The organism is Achromobacter xylosoxidans (assembly GCF_002192695.1).
Lineage (GTDB): Bacteria > Pseudomonadota > Gammaproteobacteria > Burkholderiales > Burkholderiaceae_B > Achromobacter > Achromobacter xylosoxidans_C.
In genome coordinates, this window is record NZ_MTLG01000053.1 from 54,114 (window position 1) to 71,672 (window position 17,559).

General features: G+C 67.3%; 16 protein-coding genes. 11 read left to right on the plus strand and 5 right to left on the minus strand.

The window, feature by feature from the left end; translation table 11 throughout:
* Positions 1-288 precede the first annotated feature (288 nt).
* From smc to ligA, 3 genes are read left to right on the plus strand one after another with little or no spacing between them, the layout of a single operon-like run.
* Positions 289-3,822 (plus strand): chromosome segregation protein SMC, encoded by a 3,534-nt coding sequence (smc, locus tag BRO63_RS06725; RefSeq protein ID WP_088138996.1) that lies wholly within the window; start codon positions 289-291, stop codon positions 3,820-3,822.
* 46 nt (positions 3,823-3,868) lie between these two features.
* Positions 3,869-4,948, plus strand: a complete 1,080-nt coding sequence (locus BRO63_RS06730) for a cell division protein ZipA C-terminal FtsZ-binding domain-containing protein (RefSeq protein WP_088138997.1) — start codon at positions 3,869-3,871, stop codon at positions 4,946-4,948.
* Positions 4,949-7,057: an NAD-dependent DNA ligase LigA gene (gene ligA, locus BRO63_RS06735; protein ID WP_088138998.1), complete on the plus strand. Its 2,109-nt coding sequence runs from the start codon at positions 4,949-4,951 to the stop codon at positions 7,055-7,057.
* Between the two features lie 23 nt (positions 7,058-7,080).
* Here the strand turns inward: ligA and BRO63_RS06740 are convergent, their stop codons facing one another.
* Positions 7,081-7,875, minus strand: a complete 795-nt coding sequence (locus BRO63_RS06740; protein ID WP_088138999.1) for an IclR family transcriptional regulator domain-containing protein — start codon at positions 7,873-7,875, stop codon at positions 7,081-7,083.
* Positions 7,876-8,024: 149 nt separating this feature from the next.
* Between BRO63_RS06740 and BRO63_RS06745 the strand changes: the two genes are divergently transcribed.
* Genes BRO63_RS06745 through BRO63_RS06760 form a run of 4 tightly spaced genes read left to right on the plus strand, consistent with a single transcriptional unit; the run spans position 8,025 to position 12,037 of the window.
* The gene (locus BRO63_RS06745) at positions 8,025-9,005 is read left to right on the plus strand and encodes a tripartite tricarboxylate transporter substrate binding protein (RefSeq protein WP_088139000.1); all 981 of its coding nucleotides are present in this window, start codon (positions 8,025-8,027) and stop codon (positions 9,003-9,005) included.
* A gap of 21 nt (positions 9,006-9,026) precedes the next feature.
* The gene (locus BRO63_RS06750) at positions 9,027-10,175 is read left to right on the plus strand and encodes a M24 family metallopeptidase (protein WP_088139001.1); all 1,149 of its coding nucleotides are present in this window, start codon (positions 9,027-9,029) and stop codon (positions 10,173-10,175) included.
* Between the two features lie 20 nt (positions 10,176-10,195).
* A complete protein-coding gene (locus BRO63_RS06755) occupies positions 10,196-11,038 on the plus strand; it encodes a TauD/TfdA dioxygenase family protein (protein ID WP_256943254.1) in 843 nt (280 codons plus the stop codon).
* A 9-nt stretch (positions 11,039-11,047) separates the two neighbouring features.
* Entirely contained in the window at positions 11,048-12,037 is a 990-nt protein-coding gene (locus BRO63_RS06760) for an alpha/beta fold hydrolase (protein WP_088139003.1), read from the plus strand.
* 81 nt (positions 12,038-12,118) lie between these two features.
* On the opposite strand, the gene BRO63_RS06765 is transcribed toward BRO63_RS06760, so the two are convergent.
* The 4 genes from BRO63_RS06765 to msrB are packed head-to-tail and all read right to left on the minus strand — an operon-like array spanning position 12,119 to position 14,214.
* Positions 12,119-12,895, minus strand: coding sequence for a peptidylprolyl isomerase (locus BRO63_RS06765; protein ID WP_013392174.1), 777 nt, complete (start codon positions 12,893-12,895; stop codon positions 12,119-12,121).
* A 17-nt stretch (positions 12,896-12,912) separates the two neighbouring features.
* Positions 12,913-13,182, minus strand: a complete 270-nt coding sequence (locus BRO63_RS06770; protein WP_013392175.1) for a BolA family protein — start codon at positions 13,180-13,182, stop codon at positions 12,913-12,915.
* A 54-nt stretch (positions 13,183-13,236) separates the two neighbouring features.
* On the minus strand, positions 13,237-13,815 hold the full coding sequence (locus tag BRO63_RS06775) for a septation protein A (RefSeq protein ID WP_088139004.1): 579 nt from the start codon (positions 13,813-13,815) through the stop codon (positions 13,237-13,239).
* Complete coding sequence (msrB, locus tag BRO63_RS06780; RefSeq protein ID WP_088139005.1) at positions 13,816-14,214, minus strand: peptide-methionine (R)-S-oxide reductase MsrB; 399 nt, start codon at positions 14,212-14,214, stop codon at positions 13,816-13,818. It lies immediately after the preceding gene.
* 52 nt (positions 14,215-14,266) lie between these two features.
* Between msrB and BRO63_RS06785 the strand changes: the two genes are divergently transcribed.
* The 4 genes from BRO63_RS06785 (at position 14,267) to BRO63_RS06800 (ending at position 17,540) form a co-directional block, all read left to right on the plus strand.
* Complete coding sequence (locus tag BRO63_RS06785) at positions 14,267-14,944, plus strand: energy-coupling factor ABC transporter ATP-binding protein (protein ID WP_088139006.1); 678 nt, start codon at positions 14,267-14,269, stop codon at positions 14,942-14,944.
* Entirely contained in the window at positions 14,941-15,537 is a 597-nt protein-coding gene (locus tag BRO63_RS06790) for an energy-coupling factor transporter transmembrane component T family protein (protein ID WP_088139007.1), read from the plus strand. Before BRO63_RS06785 ends, BRO63_RS06790 begins: the two co-directional genes overlap by 4 nt.
* Positions 15,538-15,576: 39 nt before the next feature.
* On the plus strand, positions 15,577-16,134 hold the full coding sequence (locus BRO63_RS06795) for a biotin transporter BioY (RefSeq protein ID WP_088139008.1): 558 nt from the start codon (positions 15,577-15,579) through the stop codon (positions 16,132-16,134).
* A 242-nt stretch (positions 16,135-16,376) separates the two neighbouring features.
* On the plus strand, positions 16,377-17,540 hold the full coding sequence (locus tag BRO63_RS06800; RefSeq protein ID WP_088139009.1) for an ABC transporter substrate-binding protein: 1,164 nt from the start codon (positions 16,377-16,379) through the stop codon (positions 17,538-17,540).
* Positions 17,541-17,559 lie beyond the last annotated feature (19 nt).

The following is a 17,559-nucleotide window of genomic DNA, read 5'->3' on the forward strand; positions in this document are numbered from 1 at the left end:
GTTCTCAGGCCTGGCCCCGGCCAGTCCGCGTGAAAATTTATGTGTCGTGCAAAAAAGTGTCAGGGAGTATAGCCGGACCCCAGGCGGCGGCCATTGAGCGTTTGCCCGCGGATTGACCGCCGGCAAGGCTCAGGGACAACACGCCTTGACCCTTGCTGACGTTTGGGGACAGACTGCCTGCGGTATCATACGACCCATGTGTAAGCCGGCCCTCCACGGGCCGGTTTGCAATCTGTGCGGCAGGTCCGTTAACGCCTTTCGTTCAACCCACCCCGTCGTCATCGTATTGTGCGTCTTACTCAGCTAAAACTCGCCGGCTTCAAGTCCTTCGTCGATCCCACCGTGATTCCCGTGCCCAGCCAACTGGTGGGCGTGGTGGGTCCCAACGGCTGCGGCAAATCGAACATCATTGACGCCGTGCGCTGGGTGCTGGGCGAGGCCAAGGCCTCGGAGCTGCGTGGCGAGTCCATGCAGGACGTCATTTTCAACGGCTCAGGCAACCGCAAGCCCGCGGCGCGGGCCTCGGTGGAAATGGTGTTCGACAACAGCGAGGGGCGCGCCGCCGGCCAGTGGAGCACCTACGCGGAAATCGCGGTGCGCCGCGTGCTGACCCGTGACGGCACCAGCAGCTACTTCGTCAACAACCAGCAGGTCCGCCGCCGCGACATCCACGACATCTTCCTGGGCACCGGCCTGGGCGCCCGCGGCTACGCCATCATCGGCCAGGGCATGATCAACCGGCTGATCGAGGCGCGCCCCGAAGAACTGCGGGTATTCCTGGAAGAGGCGGCCGGGGTGTCGCGCTACAAGGAACGGCGCCGCGAGACCGAGAACCGCCTGTCCGACACGCGCGAGAACCTGACCCGCGTCGAAGACATCCTGCGCGAACTCAACAGCCAGCTGGAAAAGCTGGAAGCCCAGGCCGAAGTGGCGACGCGCTACCGCGAGCTCCAGGCCGACGGCGAAAAGAAGCAGCACGCGCTGTGGTTCCTGAAGGAAACCGGGGCGCGCGAGGAACGGGCCAAGAAAGCCCAGGAGATGGCGCAGGCCCAGAACGAGCTGGAAGCCGCCATCGCCGGCCTGCGGGCGGGCGAGGCCGCGCTGGAATCCCGCCGCCAGGCCCACTACGCCGCCAGCGATGCGGTGCACACCGCCCAGGGCGGGCTGTACGAGGCCAACGCCCAGGTCAGCCGCCTGGAAGCCGAAATCCGCCACGTGGTCGATTCCCGCAACCGCCTGCAGGCGCGCCGCGACCAGCTGCAGCAGCAGATCGGCGAGTGGACCGCCCAGCGCGAACACTGCACTGAACAGATCGCCCAGGCCGAGGAAGACCTGGCCGCCGGCGCCGCCCGCACCGAAGAGGCGCGCGCCAAGGCCGAGGACGCCCAGGCCGCGCTGCCGGCCGTCGAGCAGCGCGTGCGCGAAGCCGCCTCGGGGCGCGACGAGATGCGCGCCGCACTGGCCCGCGTCGAACAGAATCTGGCCCTGGTGGCCCAGTCGCAGCGCGACGCGGACCGCCAGATGCAGGCGCTGGACCAGCGCCGCGAACGCCTGCAGCAGGAATTGCGCGAACTGCACAGCCCCGATCCGGTGCGCCTGGAGCAACTGGCCGGCGACCGCGTCGCTGGCGAGGACCAGCTCGAGGAAGCCCAGGAAGCGCTCGCCACCCTGGAAGGCCGCGTGCCGGAAGCGGATGCCGAGCGCAGCCGCGCCCAGGCCGCCGCCCAGACCGACGTGCAGAACCTGGCGCGCCTGGAGGCCCGCCTGTCGGCCCTGGTGAAGCTGCAGGAAGACGTGCAGAAGCAGGGCGCGCTGGAACCCTGGCTGGCCAAGCATGAACTCGCCGGCCTGTCGCGTCTGTGGCAGAAGCTGCACATCGAACCCGGCTGGGAAACCGCCCTGGAAGCCGCCCTGCGCGAGCGCATGGCCTCCATGGAGGTGCGCAACCTGGATTGGGCCCGCGCCTTCGCCGAGGATGCGCCGCCCGCCCGGCTGGCGTTCTACCAGTTGCCGGTCGCGGCGCCCGCACCGGCAGCGCCCGCGGGCCTGACGCCGCTGGCCAGCCTGCTGCGCATCACCGATCCGGACCTGCGTACCCTGCTGAATGAGTGGCTGGGCGATATCTACACGGCCACCGACGTGACCCAGGCGCTGGCCATGCGCGCCAGCCTGCCGGCCGGTGGCGCCTGCGTGGTCAAGGCCGGCCACCTGGTCGACGCCCACAGCGTGCGCTTCTACGCGCCGGATTCCGAGCAGGCCGGTCTGCTGGCGCGCCAGCAGGAAATCGAGAACCTGCAACGCGAGATCAAGGCGCAGCAGCTCATCGCCGACCAGGCGCGCGCCGCGGTCGCCCGCGCCGAAGTCGCCTGGCAGCAGGTGTCCCAGGCCATCGCCCCGGCGCGCCAGCGCGTGGCGGAGGTCACCCGCCGGGTGCACGACATCCAGCTGGAGCACTCGCGCCTGCAGCAGCAGGCCGAGCAATCCGGCGAACGCGCCTCGCGCCTGCGCCAGGACCTCGAAGAGATCAAGGTCCAGGAAGAAGACCTGCGCGCCGCCCGCGAAGAGGCCGAGGCCCGCTTCGAGGCGCTGGACGAAGAGCTGGCCGAACACCAATCCCGTTTCGCCGACGCCGAAATCGACGGCGAGACCCTGGCGGCCCAGGCCGAGGCGGCTCGCGCCGGCCTGCGTGAACTGGAACGCGCCGCCCAGGAAGCCGAATTCGCCGAACGCGGCATCCAGGTCCGCATCACCGACCTGCAGCGCAATCAGCAGTTGGCCGCCGACCAGAGCCAGCGCGGCAGCGTCGAACTGGAACAGTTGCTGGTGGACTTGGCCGACCTGGACGCCTCGGCGTCCCAGGCCGGCCTGCAGGACGCGCTGGAAGCGCGCGCCGAGCGCGAGGAAGCGCTGTCGCGCGCGCGCCAGGAACTCGAAAACCTGGCGGCGCTGCTGCGTGGCGCGGACGAAGACCGCCTGCAGCAGGAGCAGACGCTGGAGCCGCGGCGCGCCCGCATCATGGAACTGCAGTTGCAGGAACAGGCCGCCCGCCTGGCCGAAGAGCAGTTCACCGAACAATTGAACGCGCGCGAGGTCGACCGCGAGGCGCTGGCCCTGGATCTGGCCAACCAGCCCGACGAATGGCGCCGCGCCAGTTGGCTGCAGTCCGAAGTTGGCCGTATTTCGCGCCAGATCGAATCGCTGGGCTCGGTCAACCTGGCCGCGCTCGACGAACTGAACACCTCGCGCGAGCGCAAGGGCTTCCTGGATTCGCAAAACCAGGACCTGATGAGCGCCATCGAGACTCTCGAGGACGCCATCCGCAAGATCGACCGCGAGACGCGCGAGCTGCTGCAAGAAACCTTCAACGTCGTCAACGGCCACTTCGGCGAGCTGTTCCCCAAGCTGTTCGGCGGCGGCGAGGCCAAGCTGAGCATGACGGGCGAGGAAATCCTCGACGCCGGCGTGCAGGTCATGGCGCAGCCTCCGGGCAAGCGCAACAGCACCATCCACCTGCTGTCCGGCGGCGAAAAGGCGCTGACCGCGACCGCCCTGGTGTTCGCGCTGTTCAAGCTCAACCCCGCGCCGTTCTGCCTGCTGGACGAGGTGGACGCGCCGCTGGACGACGCCAACACCGAACGCTACGCGAACCTGGTCGCCAACATGAGCGAGCAGACCCAGTTCCTCTTCATCTCGCACAACAAGATCGCGATGCAGATGGCCAAGCAACTGATCGGTGTAACCATGCAAGAGCAAGGGGTTTCGCGTATCGTTGCGGTAGACATAGACTCGGCCGTCCAGATGATGGCCTCCGAAGCGGCATAAACCCAATATTCAGAAGGGCGTCGGGGTTTCGGCGCGGGATTTATACATGAGTGATTTGCAGATCGGGCTGATAGCCCTGGGCGTATTGCTGATACTGCTGGTGCTGGGATTCAACTGGTGGCAGGACCGGCGTGTCCGGCGCAAGATGCAGACCCACTTCCCATCGACCGAGCAGGATCCGCTGTTGGGAGCGGGGGCCGCCACAGGCGCCGCGTCGACAGCCGGCGCCGCAGCCCCGCGCCGCGAGCCCGGCATGGGCGGCGAGGCGCCTCGCGCCCAGCCTGGCCAGCCAGCCCCGGTCGATCCCGGCAGCGATGCCGACGATACCGAAGAGCCCGATCCCGCCTGCGAAGTGGTCATCGAGATCAACTTCGCCGACGCCGTGCGCGGCGCCGACCTGCTGCCCTACATGCAAAGCCTGCGCCACGTGGGCCGCAAGCCCATGCGCGTGTTCGCCGAAACCGACCAGCGCCGCCACCGTGCGCGCGTCCATGCCGGCGAGTCCTATGCGTCCATGCAGCTGGCCGTGCTGCTGGCCAACCGCAGCGGTCCGCTGACCGCCATCGAATGGTCCCAGGCCTGGGCCCGCGCCCAGGACATGGCCGAGCGCTTCGACGCCACCATCGAAGGCCCGGACCAGCAGGCCGTGCTTGAACAAGGCGCCCGCCTGGACGACACCTGCGCCGCCCTGGACACCCAGGTCGGCCTGACCCTGTTGCTGGGCACGGCCCAGCCCGCCGCCGAAGTGCTGGCGGTGGCGCGCGACCTCGGTTTCGTCTCCGACGGCAGCCGCCTGGCCTGGCCAGCGGAAAATGGCGTGGCCCGCTTCACGCTGGCGCGCGGCGACGGCGCGGCCTTCGATGCCGGCATGGGCGGAATCGAACGCCTGTACCTGCTGCTGGACGTGCCCTGCAGCCCGGCGGACGAGCGCGCTTTCGGCCGCATGGTCGACGTGGGCCGCGACCTGGCCGCCCGCCTGCGCGCGGATCTGGTCGACGACCAGGGCAAGCCGCTGGCCGATGGGTCGGAAACGGTCATCGACGAGCGCCTCCAGGTGCTGTTCGGCCAGCTTGAACAAGCGGGCCTGCCCGCCGGCAGCGAGCGCGCCCTAAGGGTGTTTGCCTAAATGAGCGGCGCGTCTGGCGGTGAAAACGCGGCGCAAGCCGCAGCGCGCTTGCGCGCCGAAATCGAACAGCACAACGTCCGCTACTACGTCTATGACGACCCGTCCGTCTCGGATGCCGAGTACGACGGGCTGATGCGCGAACTGCAGGCCCTGGAGGCCGAACACCCGGAACTGGTGACGCCGGAGTCGCCCACGCAGCGCGTGGGCGCGGCGCCTGTGTCCGCCTTCGGCAGCGTGCGCCACGTGGTGCCCATGCTGTCGCTGGGCAATGCCTTCGACGAAGAGGACGTGACGGCCTTCGACCGCCGCGTCACTGATACGCTGCGCGGCGCGGGCCTGCTGGGTCCGGCGCAGGAAGCCGATTACTTCTGCGAGCTCAAGCTGGACGGGCTGGCGATCAGCCTGCGCTACGAGGACGGCCGCCTGGTGCAGGCCGCCACGCGCGGCGACGGCCAGACGGGCGAAGACGTCACCTCCAACATCCGCACCATCAAGGCGATTCCGCTGCAGCTCAAGGGCGCGTTCCCCAAGGTGCTGGAAGTCCGCGGCGAAGTCCTGATGAACCGCGCCGACTTCGAGAAACTGAACCAGGCCCAGGCCAAGCGCGACGAAAAAGTCTTCGTCAATCCGCGCAATGCGGCCGCGGGCAGCCTGCGCCAGCTGGATCCTCGCATTACCGCCAAGCGGCCGTTGCGCTTCTTCGCCTATGGCTGGGGCGAGGTCCAGGGCCTGGCGGGTTCGCAGGGCGGCTTGTTCGCCGAAGCGTCGGCTGGCGCGGCCGAGGCCTCGCAGCTGCCCGAGAAATCCCACGGCGCCATGCTGGACTGGCTGGCCTCGCTGGGCCTGCCGGTCAACGTCAAGCACAACCACCGCGCGCGCGGCGCCGAGGGCCTGATGGCCTTTTACGCCAAGGTCGGCGCGCTGCGCCCCGACTTGCCCTACGACATCGACGGCGTGGTCTACAAGGTGGACTCGCTGCCCGCGCAAAAGGTGCTGGGCTTTGTGGCGCGCGCGCCGCGCTTCGCGCTGGCGCACAAGTTCGCTGCCGAGGAAGCCACCACCACTTTGCTCGACATCGAGGTTCAGGTGGGCCGCACGGGCGCGATCACGCCGGTGGCGCGCTTGAAGCCGGTGTTCGTGGGCGGCGTCACTGTCACCAACGCCACGCTGCATAACGAAGACGAGATTCGGCGCAAGGACGTGCGCATCGGCGACACGGTTATCGTGCGCCGCGCGGGCGACGTGATTCCGGAAGTCCTGGGCCCGGTGCTGGAAAAGCGCCCGGACGACGCCCGTGAATTCGTCATGCCCACGGCCTGTCCGGTCTGCGGTTCCGCCATCGAACGCCTGGAAGACGAGACCATCGCCCGCTGCACCGGCGGCCTGTTCTGCGGCGCGCAGCGCAAGCAGACGCTGTGGCACGCCGCCAGCCGCAAGGCGCTGGACATCGAAGGCCTGGGCGAAAAACTGGTGGATCAACTGGTCGACAGCGGCCGGGTCAAGACCCTGGCCGACCTGTACAGCCTGCGCCCGCTGGAGCTGGTGGGCCTGGACCGCATGGGCCAGAAGTCCGCCGACAACCTGGTGGCCGCCATCGACAAGGCACGCGAGCCGGGGTTGAACCGCCTGTTGTACGCGCTGGGCATCCGCCACGTGGGCGAGACCACGGCGCGCGACGTGGCGCGCCATTTCGGCAGCATCGACGCCATCATGGACGCCGACGAGGAAGCCTTGTCCTCCGTGCCCGACGTGGGGCCGGTGGTGGCGGCATCGATTCGCCGCTTCTTCGCCGAACAGCACAACCGCGACGTCATCGAACAGCTGAAGTCGCAGGGCGTGAACCCCGTGGCCGAGGCGGCGCCGCAAGCGACCACGCTGGCCGGCAAGACTTTCGTTTTGACCGGCACGCTACCCAACTGGACGCGCGAAGAGGCCTCGATGCGCATCCAGGCGGCGGGCGGCAAGGTCAGCGGCTCCGTGTCCAAGAAGACGGCCTATCTGGTGGCCGGCGAGGACTCCGGCAGCAAGCTCGCCAAGGCCCAGGAACTGGGCGTGGCGGTGCTGGACGAGGACGGCCTGAAGGCCTTGCTGGGCGAGCAGGGCGGCTGAGGCCGCCGGGCCGCCAGCGTCAATCAGATGGTGCTGCGCGGCATCATGTCGCGGATGGCGGCTGCAGCGCGCTGCAAGGCCGGCAGATGCTGTTGCTTCAATTCGTCGGGCTGGCGGGAGCCCAGCACCATGCTGACGCTCAGGCCCGCCACCGCGCGGCCTTCGTGGTTGTACAGCGGCACGGCCACGCCCGCGAAACCATCCACCAATTCGCTGACCGAAATGCAGTAGCCGTCCTGGCGCACCTGCCGGATCAGCTTGCGCAGGGCGCTGCGCGACACCGTCGTGTAGGGCGTCAGGCGCTTCAGGTCCGCGCTTTCCAGATACGCGTCGAGCGCCTCGTCATCCAGGGTCGATAGCAGCGTGCGGCCCAGGGAATGGGCGTAGGCGGGCAGGCGGCTGCCCACCGACAGGTCCAGCTTGAGCAGCTTGGGGCCTTCCTCGCGCGCCAGGAACACGACATGCTGCCGGTCCAGCACCCCCAGTGAGCAGGTTTCGCCCACGGCCTGCGCGACTTCGCGCATGGTCGCGCGGGTCAGCTTGGGCAGGCTGAGCGAAGCGAAGTAGGCGTATCCCAGGTCCATGACCTTGGGCGTGGGCGAGAAATTCCTGCCGTCCTGGCGCACATAGCCCAGCTTTTCCAGCGTCAGCAGGATGCGCCGCGATGCGGCGCGCGTCACGTCCAACTGTTCCGCGGCTTCCTGCACGGTCACGCTGGCCACGCCGGTGGCGTAGATCTGCAGCAATTGCAGGCCATTGGCCAGGCTGTCGAGAAACTCCTCTTTTCTTTCTTTTGGTTCCGGCAATGTCGTGTCCATGTATCGGCGGTCTTGTCGTTGAAGGCTCGATTGTAGTTTGACATCCGCGGCAATCTCCATAAAATGCCAATTAGCGAACAATTGTTCGTTAATTGGATGGGTCGGCCAGGGCACCCGCCCGGTACGTCCCGCAACAACGGAGACATGCCATGTGCAGGAGACTATTGCGCGCCTTGGGCGCATGCGCCCTGGCGGCGGGGGTGGCGGCCAGTTCCGCCGCCAGCGCGGCCGAGGCCTACCCCAGCAAACCCATCCGCTTCGTGGTGCCCGCCGCGGCCGGCGGACCCACTGAAATCGTCACCCGGCTGCTGGCCGAACGCATGACGCAGAGCATGGGCGTGTCGGTCATCGTCGAGGCCAAGCCCGGGGCGGGCGGCAATATCGGCGCGGACGCCGTGGCCAAGGCGGCCCCCGACGGCTACACCATCCTGATGGGCACGATAGGCACCAACGCCATCAACCAGACGCTGTACAAGTCCATGCCGTTCCAGCCCTTGAAGGACTTCACGGCGGTGACGCAGGTGGTGTCGTATCCGCTGGTGGTGGTGGTCAACCCCAAGCTGCCGATCCACTCGGTGGCGGACCTGATTGCCTATGCCAAGGCTAATCCGGGCAAGCTCAACCGCGCCTCGGGCGGCAGCGGCACTTCCATGCACATGTCCGGCGAGCTCTTCAACGAAATGGCCGGCGTGCAGATGCAGCACATCCCCTACAAGGGCAGCCTGCCCGCGCTGACGGATGTGATCGGCGGACAGGCCGACCTGGCCTTCGACAGCCTGGTCATCGCCCAGCCCCTGATCAAGGCCGGCAAGCTGCGCGCCATCGCCGTGACCGGGCCTGAGCGTTCCCCCGCCGCGCCCGACATTCCCACCGTGGCCGAAACCCTGCCGGGCTATGCCATGACGTCCTGGATCGGCGTGTTCGCGCCCGCCGGCACGCCGCGTCCCATCGTCGAACGCCTGCAGCAGGAAATCGCCCGGGCGCTGGCCGATCCCCGCGTGCGCGAGCAATTGGTGTCGCAGGCCGCCGATCCGGTGGCCAGCAAGCCCGACGACTTTGCCCGCTTCACCGCCGACGAAACCGAGAAGTGGGCGCCCGTCGTCAAGGCTTCCGGCGCCTCGGTTTCCTGAATCCCCAAAAAGGAGAGACACATGCAGTCCATCGATTTTCAGGCCCGCCGCAAGCGCGTCGCCCAGCACGCGCGCGAACTCGGCTTTGACGCCTACCTGGGCACCCGCCAGGGCGCGCTGCATTACCTGAGCGGCGCCTTCATGCCGTGGCGCGGCGCCGTGCTGGTCACGGCGGACGGGCATTGCGAATTCATCTACTGGGCCATGGACGCTTCCCGGGTGCGGGCGGAAGGCCATGAAATGGAGATGTACGAATTCGAGTTTTCGGACTTTCCGCAACTGATACGCCAGCGCCTGGAGCATCACGGGCTGACGCGGGGCAAGGTCGCGCTGGACCTGTCGCATCCGGGGGCCGCGCAGGTGGCGCCGGGCATGCTGACCGCAGCGGAATACTTCGACCTGACCAGCCACCTGCCGGACATCCGTTTCGCCAATGGCGTGGACGTGATCGACGACGTCATGCTGATCAAGGATGCGGCCGAGATCGAGCGCCTGCGCCATGCGGCGGAAGTCTCGGACTACGGCTTCGAGCAGGGCATGAACGCGGTGCGGGCGGGCGCGACCGAGAACGAGATCGCCGGCGAAATCGAGCGCGCGATCCGGCAGCGCGGCAGCACCTGGTCCTGGGCCGTGACGGGCGGCACCGAGGTCGGCGCGGGCGAGCGCACGGGATTCCTGCGCGGCGTCACCCAGCAGGCGACGGATCGCGCGATCCGCCAAAACGAATTCGTGATCCTGGACCTGCACCCCTTGCTGGATCTCTACATGGCGGACACCGCCTTGCCGGTGTTCCTGGGCAAACCGGACGCCGCGCAGAGCAAGCTGATCGACTGCTGGGAAGAGACCGTGCAGACCATGCTCGCATCCCTGACGCCCGGCCGGCCGATAGCGGAGTGCGCCAGCCGCGGCATTGCCGTGTTCGAAAAGCACGGTCTGAGCGAGTTCGGCCTGCCGTTGTTCGGCCACGGCCTGGGCACCTGCGCGCGCACCCGGCCCTTCATCAACCTGCGCAGCCGCGACGTGGTGACGCCCGGCATGGTGGTGGCCTTGGGCACGCACTTGTACCGCCCGGGCGTGGGCGGCATGCGGCTGGAGTATCCGGTGCTGATCGGAGAGCACGGCGCCGAGCCGCTGGTGCGCACCGAGGCCCGCGTGCACCGTCTTCCCTGAACCTCTGCTGGAGCCTGATGATGAAAGCGATACCCCTGAGCCCGCTGATCGGCGCGGCCGTGCATGGCGTGGTTCTGGAAACCCTGGACGACGCCGCCTTCGCGGACGTGAATGCGCTGTTCCTGCGCCACCAACTGCTGGTCTTCAAGAACCAGCGCCTCTCGCCCGAGGGCCAACTGCGCTTCAGCCGCCGCCTGGGCGAGCTGGATATCCACGTGCTGGCCCAGTACAACCATCCCGAGTATCCCGAGATATTCGTGCTGTCCAACGAGGTCAAGAACGGCGTGCCGGCGGGCATTGCCGACGGCGGTTCGTACTGGCATTCGGATTTTGCCTTCCGTGAATGTCCGGCCAAGGCCACCATCCTGAATGCGCAGCTGATTCCGCCGGAAGGCGGCAACACCTTGTTCATCAACATGTACCAGGCCTACGAGGAACTGGAGGGCGCGGTCCAATCCCAGTTGGCCGGCCTGCGGGCGGTGCACCGCTACCGGCGCAAGAACACCAGGGCCGACGAGGGCACCCAGGTGCAGATGGATGCCAGCCAGCTGGCCGGCACGCCTGACGTGGAACACCCCATCGTGCGCACCCATCCCGAGACGGGCCGCAAGGCGCTGTACGTGCATCCCGGCATGACGGCCGAGGTGTCCGGCTGGGGCGAGGCGGACAGCCAGGAGTTGCTGGAGCGCCTGTTTACGCATTGCACGCAGGAGCAGTACCAGTACGCGCTGCAATGGGAGCCGGGCGACGTGGTCATGTGGGACAACCGCTGCGTGATGCACAAGGCCACCACCCGCGAACTGCCGGCCAGCATGCGGCGCACGATCTATCGCACCACGGTCATGGGCGAGCGCCCGGTCTAGGAGTCGCCGATGGCCGCCCATCCGCCCACGGAGCTCGCCTGCGGCGTGACGCAGCTGGCATCCTTGCCGCTGGACGGCGGCGGCGCGCTGGCGCCGGCCCGGCTCGCCTGGGCCCGCCATGGCCCGCCGCCGCATCGCGCGCGCGCCGTGGTGTTGCTGCTGCACGGCATATCCGGCAGCCACCAGGCCTTGCAGCCGGACGAGGGGGAAGTCCATCTCGACGCCGGCTGGGCCAGTCCGTGGCTGGGACCGGGGGCGGCGCTGGACACGCGCGATACCTGCGTGCTGGCGCCCAACGCGCTGGGTTCCTGCTTCGGCAGCAGCGCGCCGGCCGGGGCCGCGGCCAGCGCGTTTCCCGACTTTTCGATCGCCGATGGCGTGCGCCTGCAGGGGGAATGGCTGCGCGGGATAGGGGTCGAGCGTCTGGATGCGGTGGTGGGCTATTCCTATGGCGGCTACCAGGCCTTCCAGTGGGCGGCGGCCGCGCCCTTGCCCGTCGGGCGGGTGGTGGCGCTGGCCTCGGCGCCGCGCGGCGGCGGCAGCATGGCGGATGCGCAGCGCTTGCGCCGGATCGCTGCCGCTCTCGATGCGGGCGATGCGGATGCCTGGAGCGATTGGGTCGAGCTGCGCTGCGCGACCTTGCGCCGCTATGGCTATGCTCAATGGCTGGCCGACACCGGCGAATCCGCCGTGGAGCTGCGCTTGAGGACCGAGGCCCAGGCCTGGGCGGCGCGCTTTTCACCATGGTCCATGGCGGCGCTCAGGACGTCCGCCTGCCGCTACGACGCGCGCGACGCGCTGCTGGAAACCGCCACGCCCGTGCGCTGGCTGCGTTGCGTATCGGACGAGCTCTTTGCGCCCGACGATCCGGGCGCGGGGGCGCGGATCCCGTACCCCGCCCACGTCGTCCAGACCCGCGTGGCCGGGCGCTACGGCCATCTGTCGCCATTGTTGGAAGGCCCGCTCTGGGACGCCCATCTGCGGCAGGCGCTGGCTTAAGGGGGCGCGACCCCGGCGCCGAAAAATCCAGGCGAAAAAAATGCCCGCTTGCGCGGGCATTTTTCATCTGTGCGGCAAGGTTTACTGGATCTTGGCCTTTTCGCGCAGTTCCTTCTGGTAGTCGGCCAGGGTTTGCTGGCGCAGCATTTCTTCCAGTTGCGGGCGCACCTGGTCGAGCGGCGGGAATTCCACCGGACGGGTGTCGTCGACCATGATGATGTGCCAGCCGAACTGGGTCTGCACCGGCTTGTCGACTAGTTCGCCCTTCTTCAGCTGCGTCACGGCCTGTGCAAACGGCTGGACGTAGTTGGTCGGGGGAGCCCAACCCAGATCGCCACCCTTTTCGGCGCTGCCGGGGTCCTTGGAGTTCTTCTTGGCCAGGTCGTTGAACTTGCTCTTGTTGCTCTTGATCTGGGCCAGCAGGTCGTTCGCCGTCTTCTCGTCTTCGACGAGGATGTGGCGGACCTTGTATTCCATCTTGCCGGCTTGTTCCTTCTTGATCTTCTCGTACTCGGCCGTGACCTTGGCGTCGGACACCGGGTGCTTGGCCAGGTAGTCGGCCATCAGGGCGCGGACCAGGATGCCTTGGCGGGCCAGTTCGACTTCGGTCTGGACGTCGGCCTGCTTGGCGATGCCACTGGCTTCGGCGGCTTGCACGAAGATCTGGCGGTTGATCATTTCCTGCTTGACCTGTTCGCGCAGTTGCGGCGAATCGGTGGCGCCCTGGCTGACCAGCAGCTTGACGAATTGATCCAGGCTCTTCTGCGGGATGGCTTTGCCGTTGACGGTAGCCACGTTCTGCGCAAAAGCAGGCACGGCGATGACGCAGGCCGCAGCCAGCATGACGATGCGTTTCATGAATATCCTTTTACTTTCTATTTGGGAGCCTGGGCATCTAGCGCAAGCGCATGAATCGGATAAGGGATCAAATCTTGCAAATGATGATACACCAGCCTATGCCGCGCAACGGCCGAGAGCCCCGCAAAGCAAGGCGCTACGATGATCACGCGATAGTGGCCGGCGCCGTTTTTACTGCCTTCGTGGCCGGCATGCAAATGCGAGTCGTCCAGGATGTCCAGGCTGACGGGCTCCAGGACGGCTAGCCGCTCCCGGATCAGGGAAATGCGGTCGGTGGTGTCTGACATTTGGGTAGGGGTTTGGTTCCGGCGCGGCACGCCGGCCGCGGATTCGGAAAGGGTTCAGGGCTGGCGGGGCGGGGTGTCGGAGGAAGGGGCCTGATCCTCCGTCTGGATGTGCTTGCCCAGCCAGATCGACTGGCCGATCACGAAGACCACCATCAGGCCCATCAGGCCGAAGGCCTTGAAGCTGACCCACTGCGATTCGGTGAAGTGGCCGGAAAACGCCACGTACAGGTTGAGCGCGCCCGCGATCAGGAAGAAGCCGGCCCAGACCAGGTTCAGCCGTTCCCAGGCGGCGTCGGGCAACTGGATCTGCTTTTCCATCAGGCGGCGGATCAGGTTGCGGCCGAAGAACAGGCGCGCAAAGACCAGCGCGCCGCCGAACAGCCAGTACAGCACCGTGGGCTTCCACTTGATGAAGACATCGCTGTGCAGCCAGATCGTGGCGCCGCCGAACACCAGGATGACGGTCAGGTTGATCCAGTGCATGGCCTCGGTGGCGCGGCCCGTGGCCTTCAGCCAGACGATCTGCAGCACGGCCGCCGCCATGGCGACGCCCGTGGCGATGAAAATATCCGTGTACCGATACGCAATGAAGAAAAGGAACAGCGGAAACAGGTCGAACAGGAACTTCTTCATTCAGTCTTCTATGGGTTCAAACGTCATCGACAGGGAATTGATGCAGTAACGCAGTCCGGTGGGCTCGGGGCCGTCGGGGAAGACGTGTCCCAGATGCGAGTCGCAGACGTTGCACAGCACTTCGGTGCGGACCATGCCGTGGGTGGTGTCGCGCTCTTCGCGCACCAGTTCGGGATCCAGCGGCTGGAAGTAGCTGGGCCAGCCGCAGCCGGCGTCGAATTTGGTGTCGGAAGCGAACAGTGCCGTGCCACAGCCCACGCAGCGGTAGATGCCATGGGTGAACGTATTCCAGTAACGCCCGGTGAACGCGCGTTCGGTACCCTTTTCGCGGGTGACGACGTATTCTTCGGGGGAAAGCTGGGCACGCCATTCGGCGTCGGATTTTCGTACTTTGTCCATATGAGCTCTTGGAGTCCCGATGCCCGAAATGGTTCGGGCATAATCCCGCCCCATGTTAATCGAGTTTGACCAGGCGGTTGTTTCCACGCCCCAGGCGCAAGTGCTGAATGGGGTGAGCCTGACGCTGGCCGAGCGCCGCATCGGCATCGTCGGCCCCAATGGCGCCGGCAAGAGCACGCTGGCGCGCCTGGTCAACGGGCTGGTCCTGCCTTCCGCCGGCAGCGTGCGGGTGGGCGGGCTGGATACCCGGCGCGACCTGAAGGCCGTGCGCCGCCAGGTCGGTTTCGTCTTCCAGAACCCTGAAAACCAGATCGTCTTCCCCATCGTCCGCGAGGACCTGGCGTTCGGCCTGAAGCATCTGGCCCCGGACCGCCAACAGCGCGAAGCTCGCATCGACGCGCAATTGGGCCGCCTGGGCGTGGGCCACCTGGCGGACCGGACCAGCCACACGCTGTCCGGCGGCGAACGCCAACTGGTGGCGCTGGCGGCGGTGCTGGTGATGGAGCCGGCGCTGATCGTGTTCGACGAACCCACCACCCAGCTGGACCTGCGCAACCGCAATCGCGTGCGCGACGCCATCGCGGGCCTGCCCCATGACGCCATCGTCGTCAGCCATGACCTGGAGCTACTGGAGGATTTCGACCGGGTGGTGGTGGTGCGCGACGGCAATGTCGCGGCCGACGACCAGCCGGCCGCCGCGCTGCGCTGGTACCGGGAGCACTGCGCATGATGGAGCCACTGTACGTCGCGGGCGACACCTGGCTGCATCGCCTGCCCGCCTGGCTGAAGCTGCTGGTGCTGATGGCGGCGGGCGCGGGGCTGTTCCTGTTGCACGATCCGCGCTGGCTGGCGCCGGCCTTCCTGGCCGCCGCCGCCCTGGTCTGGTCCACGGGCGTGGCCGCGGCCACGGTCTGGCGCCAGGTAAAGGGACTGGCCTGGGTGCTGCTGGCCATCGGCTTGTTCACCGCCTGGTTCCAGGGTGGGATGGAGGCGCTGGCCGTGCTGCTGCGCGTGGGGGCGATGGTGGCGTTGGCCCTGGCCGTGACGCTGGCCACCCGCACGTCCGATCTGATCGCCGTCTGCGAAAAGGCGCTGATGCCGCTTGAACGCATGCGGCTGGTGGACGCCGGCAAGGTCGCGCTGGCCTTGGCGCTGACCCTGCGTTTCGTGCCTGAAATCTGGCGCAACTTCCAGGAAATCCGCGAAGCGCAGGCGGCCCGCGGCCTGGGCGCCAATCCGGTCGCGCTGATCGTGCCCCTGATCGTGTTGACGCTGAAAAGAGCGCAGGAAGTATCCGAAGCGATAGACGCGCGCAGCCACTGAGGGCCGCGCGCCCAGTTCCATCTCCCAAAGGGGAAAACCGTGAAATCCAGTAATACCGTTCTGATTGCGCTGTTCGCGGCGCTGATCGTCGTCCTGAGCCTGATCCCGCCGATTCCGCTGCCCGCCATTCCGGTGCCGGTCACGCTGCAGACCTTGGGCGCCATGCTGGCGGGCGCGATGCTCGGACCCGTCCGCGGCGCGCTGGCCTGCCTGCTGTACTTGGCGCTGGCCGCGGTCGGGCTGCCCGTGCTGCCGGGAGGCCGGGGAGGGCTGGGCGCCTTTTTCGGGCCTACCGGCGGCTTTCTCGTCGGCCTGGTGGCGGGCGCCCTCGTGACGGGCTGGCTGGCGCGCAGCCTTGCCGGCCGTGCAACAGGGGGCTGGGCGAAATTTGCCGGCTATCTGGCGGCATGCGTGGTCGGCGGCATTGCGGTGGTCTACGCCTGCGGCGTGCCCTGGCTGGCCGCCGTGACGAAAATGGGTTTGGCCAAGGCTGCGATGGCGGTGGCGGTGTTTCTGCCCGGCGACTTGGCCAAGGCCGTGGTTGCCGCCTGGGTGGCGTCGCGGGTGGAGCGCGTGTGGCCGATGTTGGGGCGTTGAGAGGAGCGTTGCCGTCCAAGGGAATCCCCCAACTGACGGCCGCCAAGCTTTTCTAGTACAAGTTCGCCATTAACGAATGCGTTTGCTGAATTGCGTTTTTCGTAGCACGTCAGGGAATTACCGGAGTTGCGCATCGTCATCTGATACTGTTTTAACCCTATAATATTTTTTTCTGTATAACTTTAACTAGGCTCGCCCTGCCTCGTCCGAGGCGCCACAGAGCCACCACAGGAGACAAAAATATGCGCAAGCACTTCGGCTTGTCCGCGGCGGCTGCCGCCATTGCCCTGGCCCTGCCGCTACTGGCGAACGCCCAGGTCAAGGTTGGCGTGACCGTGTCCAGCACCGGCCCCGCCGCGTCGCTGGGTATCCCCGAGCGCAACACCGTGGCTCTGCTGCCCAAGGAAGTGGCTGGCCAGAAGATCGAATGGATCGTCCTGGACGACGCCACCGACACGACCCAAGCCGTCAAGAACTCGCGCAAGCTGGCCACCGACGACAAGGTCGACGTGCTGATCGGCACCTCGGTCACGCCGGGCTCGCTCGCCATGGTCGACGTGGCCGCCGAAGCCAAGGTGCCCATGATCAGCGTGGCCGCTAGCGCCAAGATCGTCGAGCCCGTGGACGACAAGCGCCGCTGGGTCTTCAAGACCCCGCAGAACGACGCTCTCATGGCCGGCGCCCTGGCTGACGCCATGGCCAAGTCCAAGGTCAAGACCCTGGGCTTCATCGGCTTCGCCGACGCCTACGGCGACGGCTGGCTGGACGTGATGCAAAAGGCCGCCAAGGCCAAGGGCATCGAGATCGTCGCCATCGAGAAATACAGCCGCACCGACACCAGCGTGACGGGCCAGGTGCTCAAGCTGGTCGGCGCCAAGCCCGACGCCATCCTGATCGCCGGCGCCGGCACCCCCTCGGCCCTGCCGCAGAAGGAACTGAAGGCCCGCAACTACGGCGGCACCATCTATCAGACCCACGGCGCCGCCAACAACGACGTGCTGCGCGTGTGCGGCAAGGACTGCGACGGCATGCTGCTGCCGGCCGGCCCGCTGTTGGTTGCGGCCCAGCTGCCGGACAGCAACCAGGTCAAGAAGTCGGCCCTGGCCTATGTCGAAGCCTACGAAAAGGCCAACGGCGCCGGTTCGACCAACACGTTCGGCGGCCATATGTGGGACGCCGGCCAACTGGTCGTGGCCGCGCTGCCCGTGGCGCTGAAGTCGGGCGCCAAGCCCGGCACGCCGGAATTCCGCGTCGCCATGCGCGACGCCCTGGAAGGCGTGAAGGACCTGGCCGCTTCGCAAGGCGTGTTCAACATGTCGCCGACGGACCACGCCGGCTTTGACGAGCGCTCGCGCGTGATGGTCAAGGTGGAAGGCGGCAAGTGGGTCTACCAGCCCGGCCTGTAATCCTCCAGGATCGCCCGAT

Bases quoted from the DNA above. Each gene is read 5' to 3' on its own strand.
- BRO63_RS06765 (WP_013392174.1), bottom strand. From the start codon at position 12,895: ATGAAACGCATCGTCATGCTGGCTGCGGCCTGCGTCATCGCCGTGCCT.
- BRO63_RS06760 (WP_088139003.1), top strand. From the start codon at position 11,048: ATGGCCGCCCATCCGCCCACGGAGCTCGCCTGCGGCGTGACGCAGCTG.
- BRO63_RS06800 (WP_088139009.1), top strand. From the start codon at position 16,377: ATGCGCAAGCACTTCGGCTTGTCCGCGGCGGCTGCCGCCATTGCCCTG.
- BRO63_RS06755 (WP_256943254.1), top strand. From the start codon at position 10,196: ATGAAAGCGATACCCCTGAGCCCGCTGATCGGCGCGGCCGTGCATGGC.
- ligA (WP_088138998.1), top strand. From the start codon at position 4,949: ATGAGCGGCGCGTCTGGCGGTGAAAACGCGGCGCAAGCCGCAGCGCGC.
- BRO63_RS06770 (WP_013392175.1), bottom strand. From the start codon at position 13,182: ATGTCAGACACCACCGACCGCATTTCCCTGATCCGGGAGCGGCTAGCC.
- BRO63_RS06730 (WP_088138997.1), top strand. From the start codon at position 3,869: ATGAGTGATTTGCAGATCGGGCTGATAGCCCTGGGCGTATTGCTGATA.
- BRO63_RS06750 (WP_088139001.1), top strand. From the start codon at position 9,027: ATGCAGTCCATCGATTTTCAGGCCCGCCGCAAGCGCGTCGCCCAGCAC.
- BRO63_RS06745 (WP_088139000.1), top strand. From the start codon at position 8,025: ATGTGCAGGAGACTATTGCGCGCCTTGGGCGCATGCGCCCTGGCGGCG.
- BRO63_RS06740 (WP_088138999.1), bottom strand. From the start codon at position 7,875: ATGGACACGACATTGCCGGAACCAAAAGAAAGAAAAGAGGAGTTTCTC.
- BRO63_RS06785 (WP_088139006.1), top strand. From the start codon at position 14,267: ATGTTAATCGAGTTTGACCAGGCGGTTGTTTCCACGCCCCAGGCGCAA.
- BRO63_RS06775 (WP_088139004.1), bottom strand. From the start codon at position 13,815: ATGAAGAAGTTCCTGTTCGACCTGTTTCCGCTGTTCCTTTTCTTCATT.
- msrB (WP_088139005.1), bottom strand. From the start codon at position 14,214: ATGGACAAAGTACGAAAATCCGACGCCGAATGGCGTGCCCAGCTTTCC.
- BRO63_RS06790 (WP_088139007.1), top strand. From the start codon at position 14,941: ATGATGGAGCCACTGTACGTCGCGGGCGACACCTGGCTGCATCGCCTG.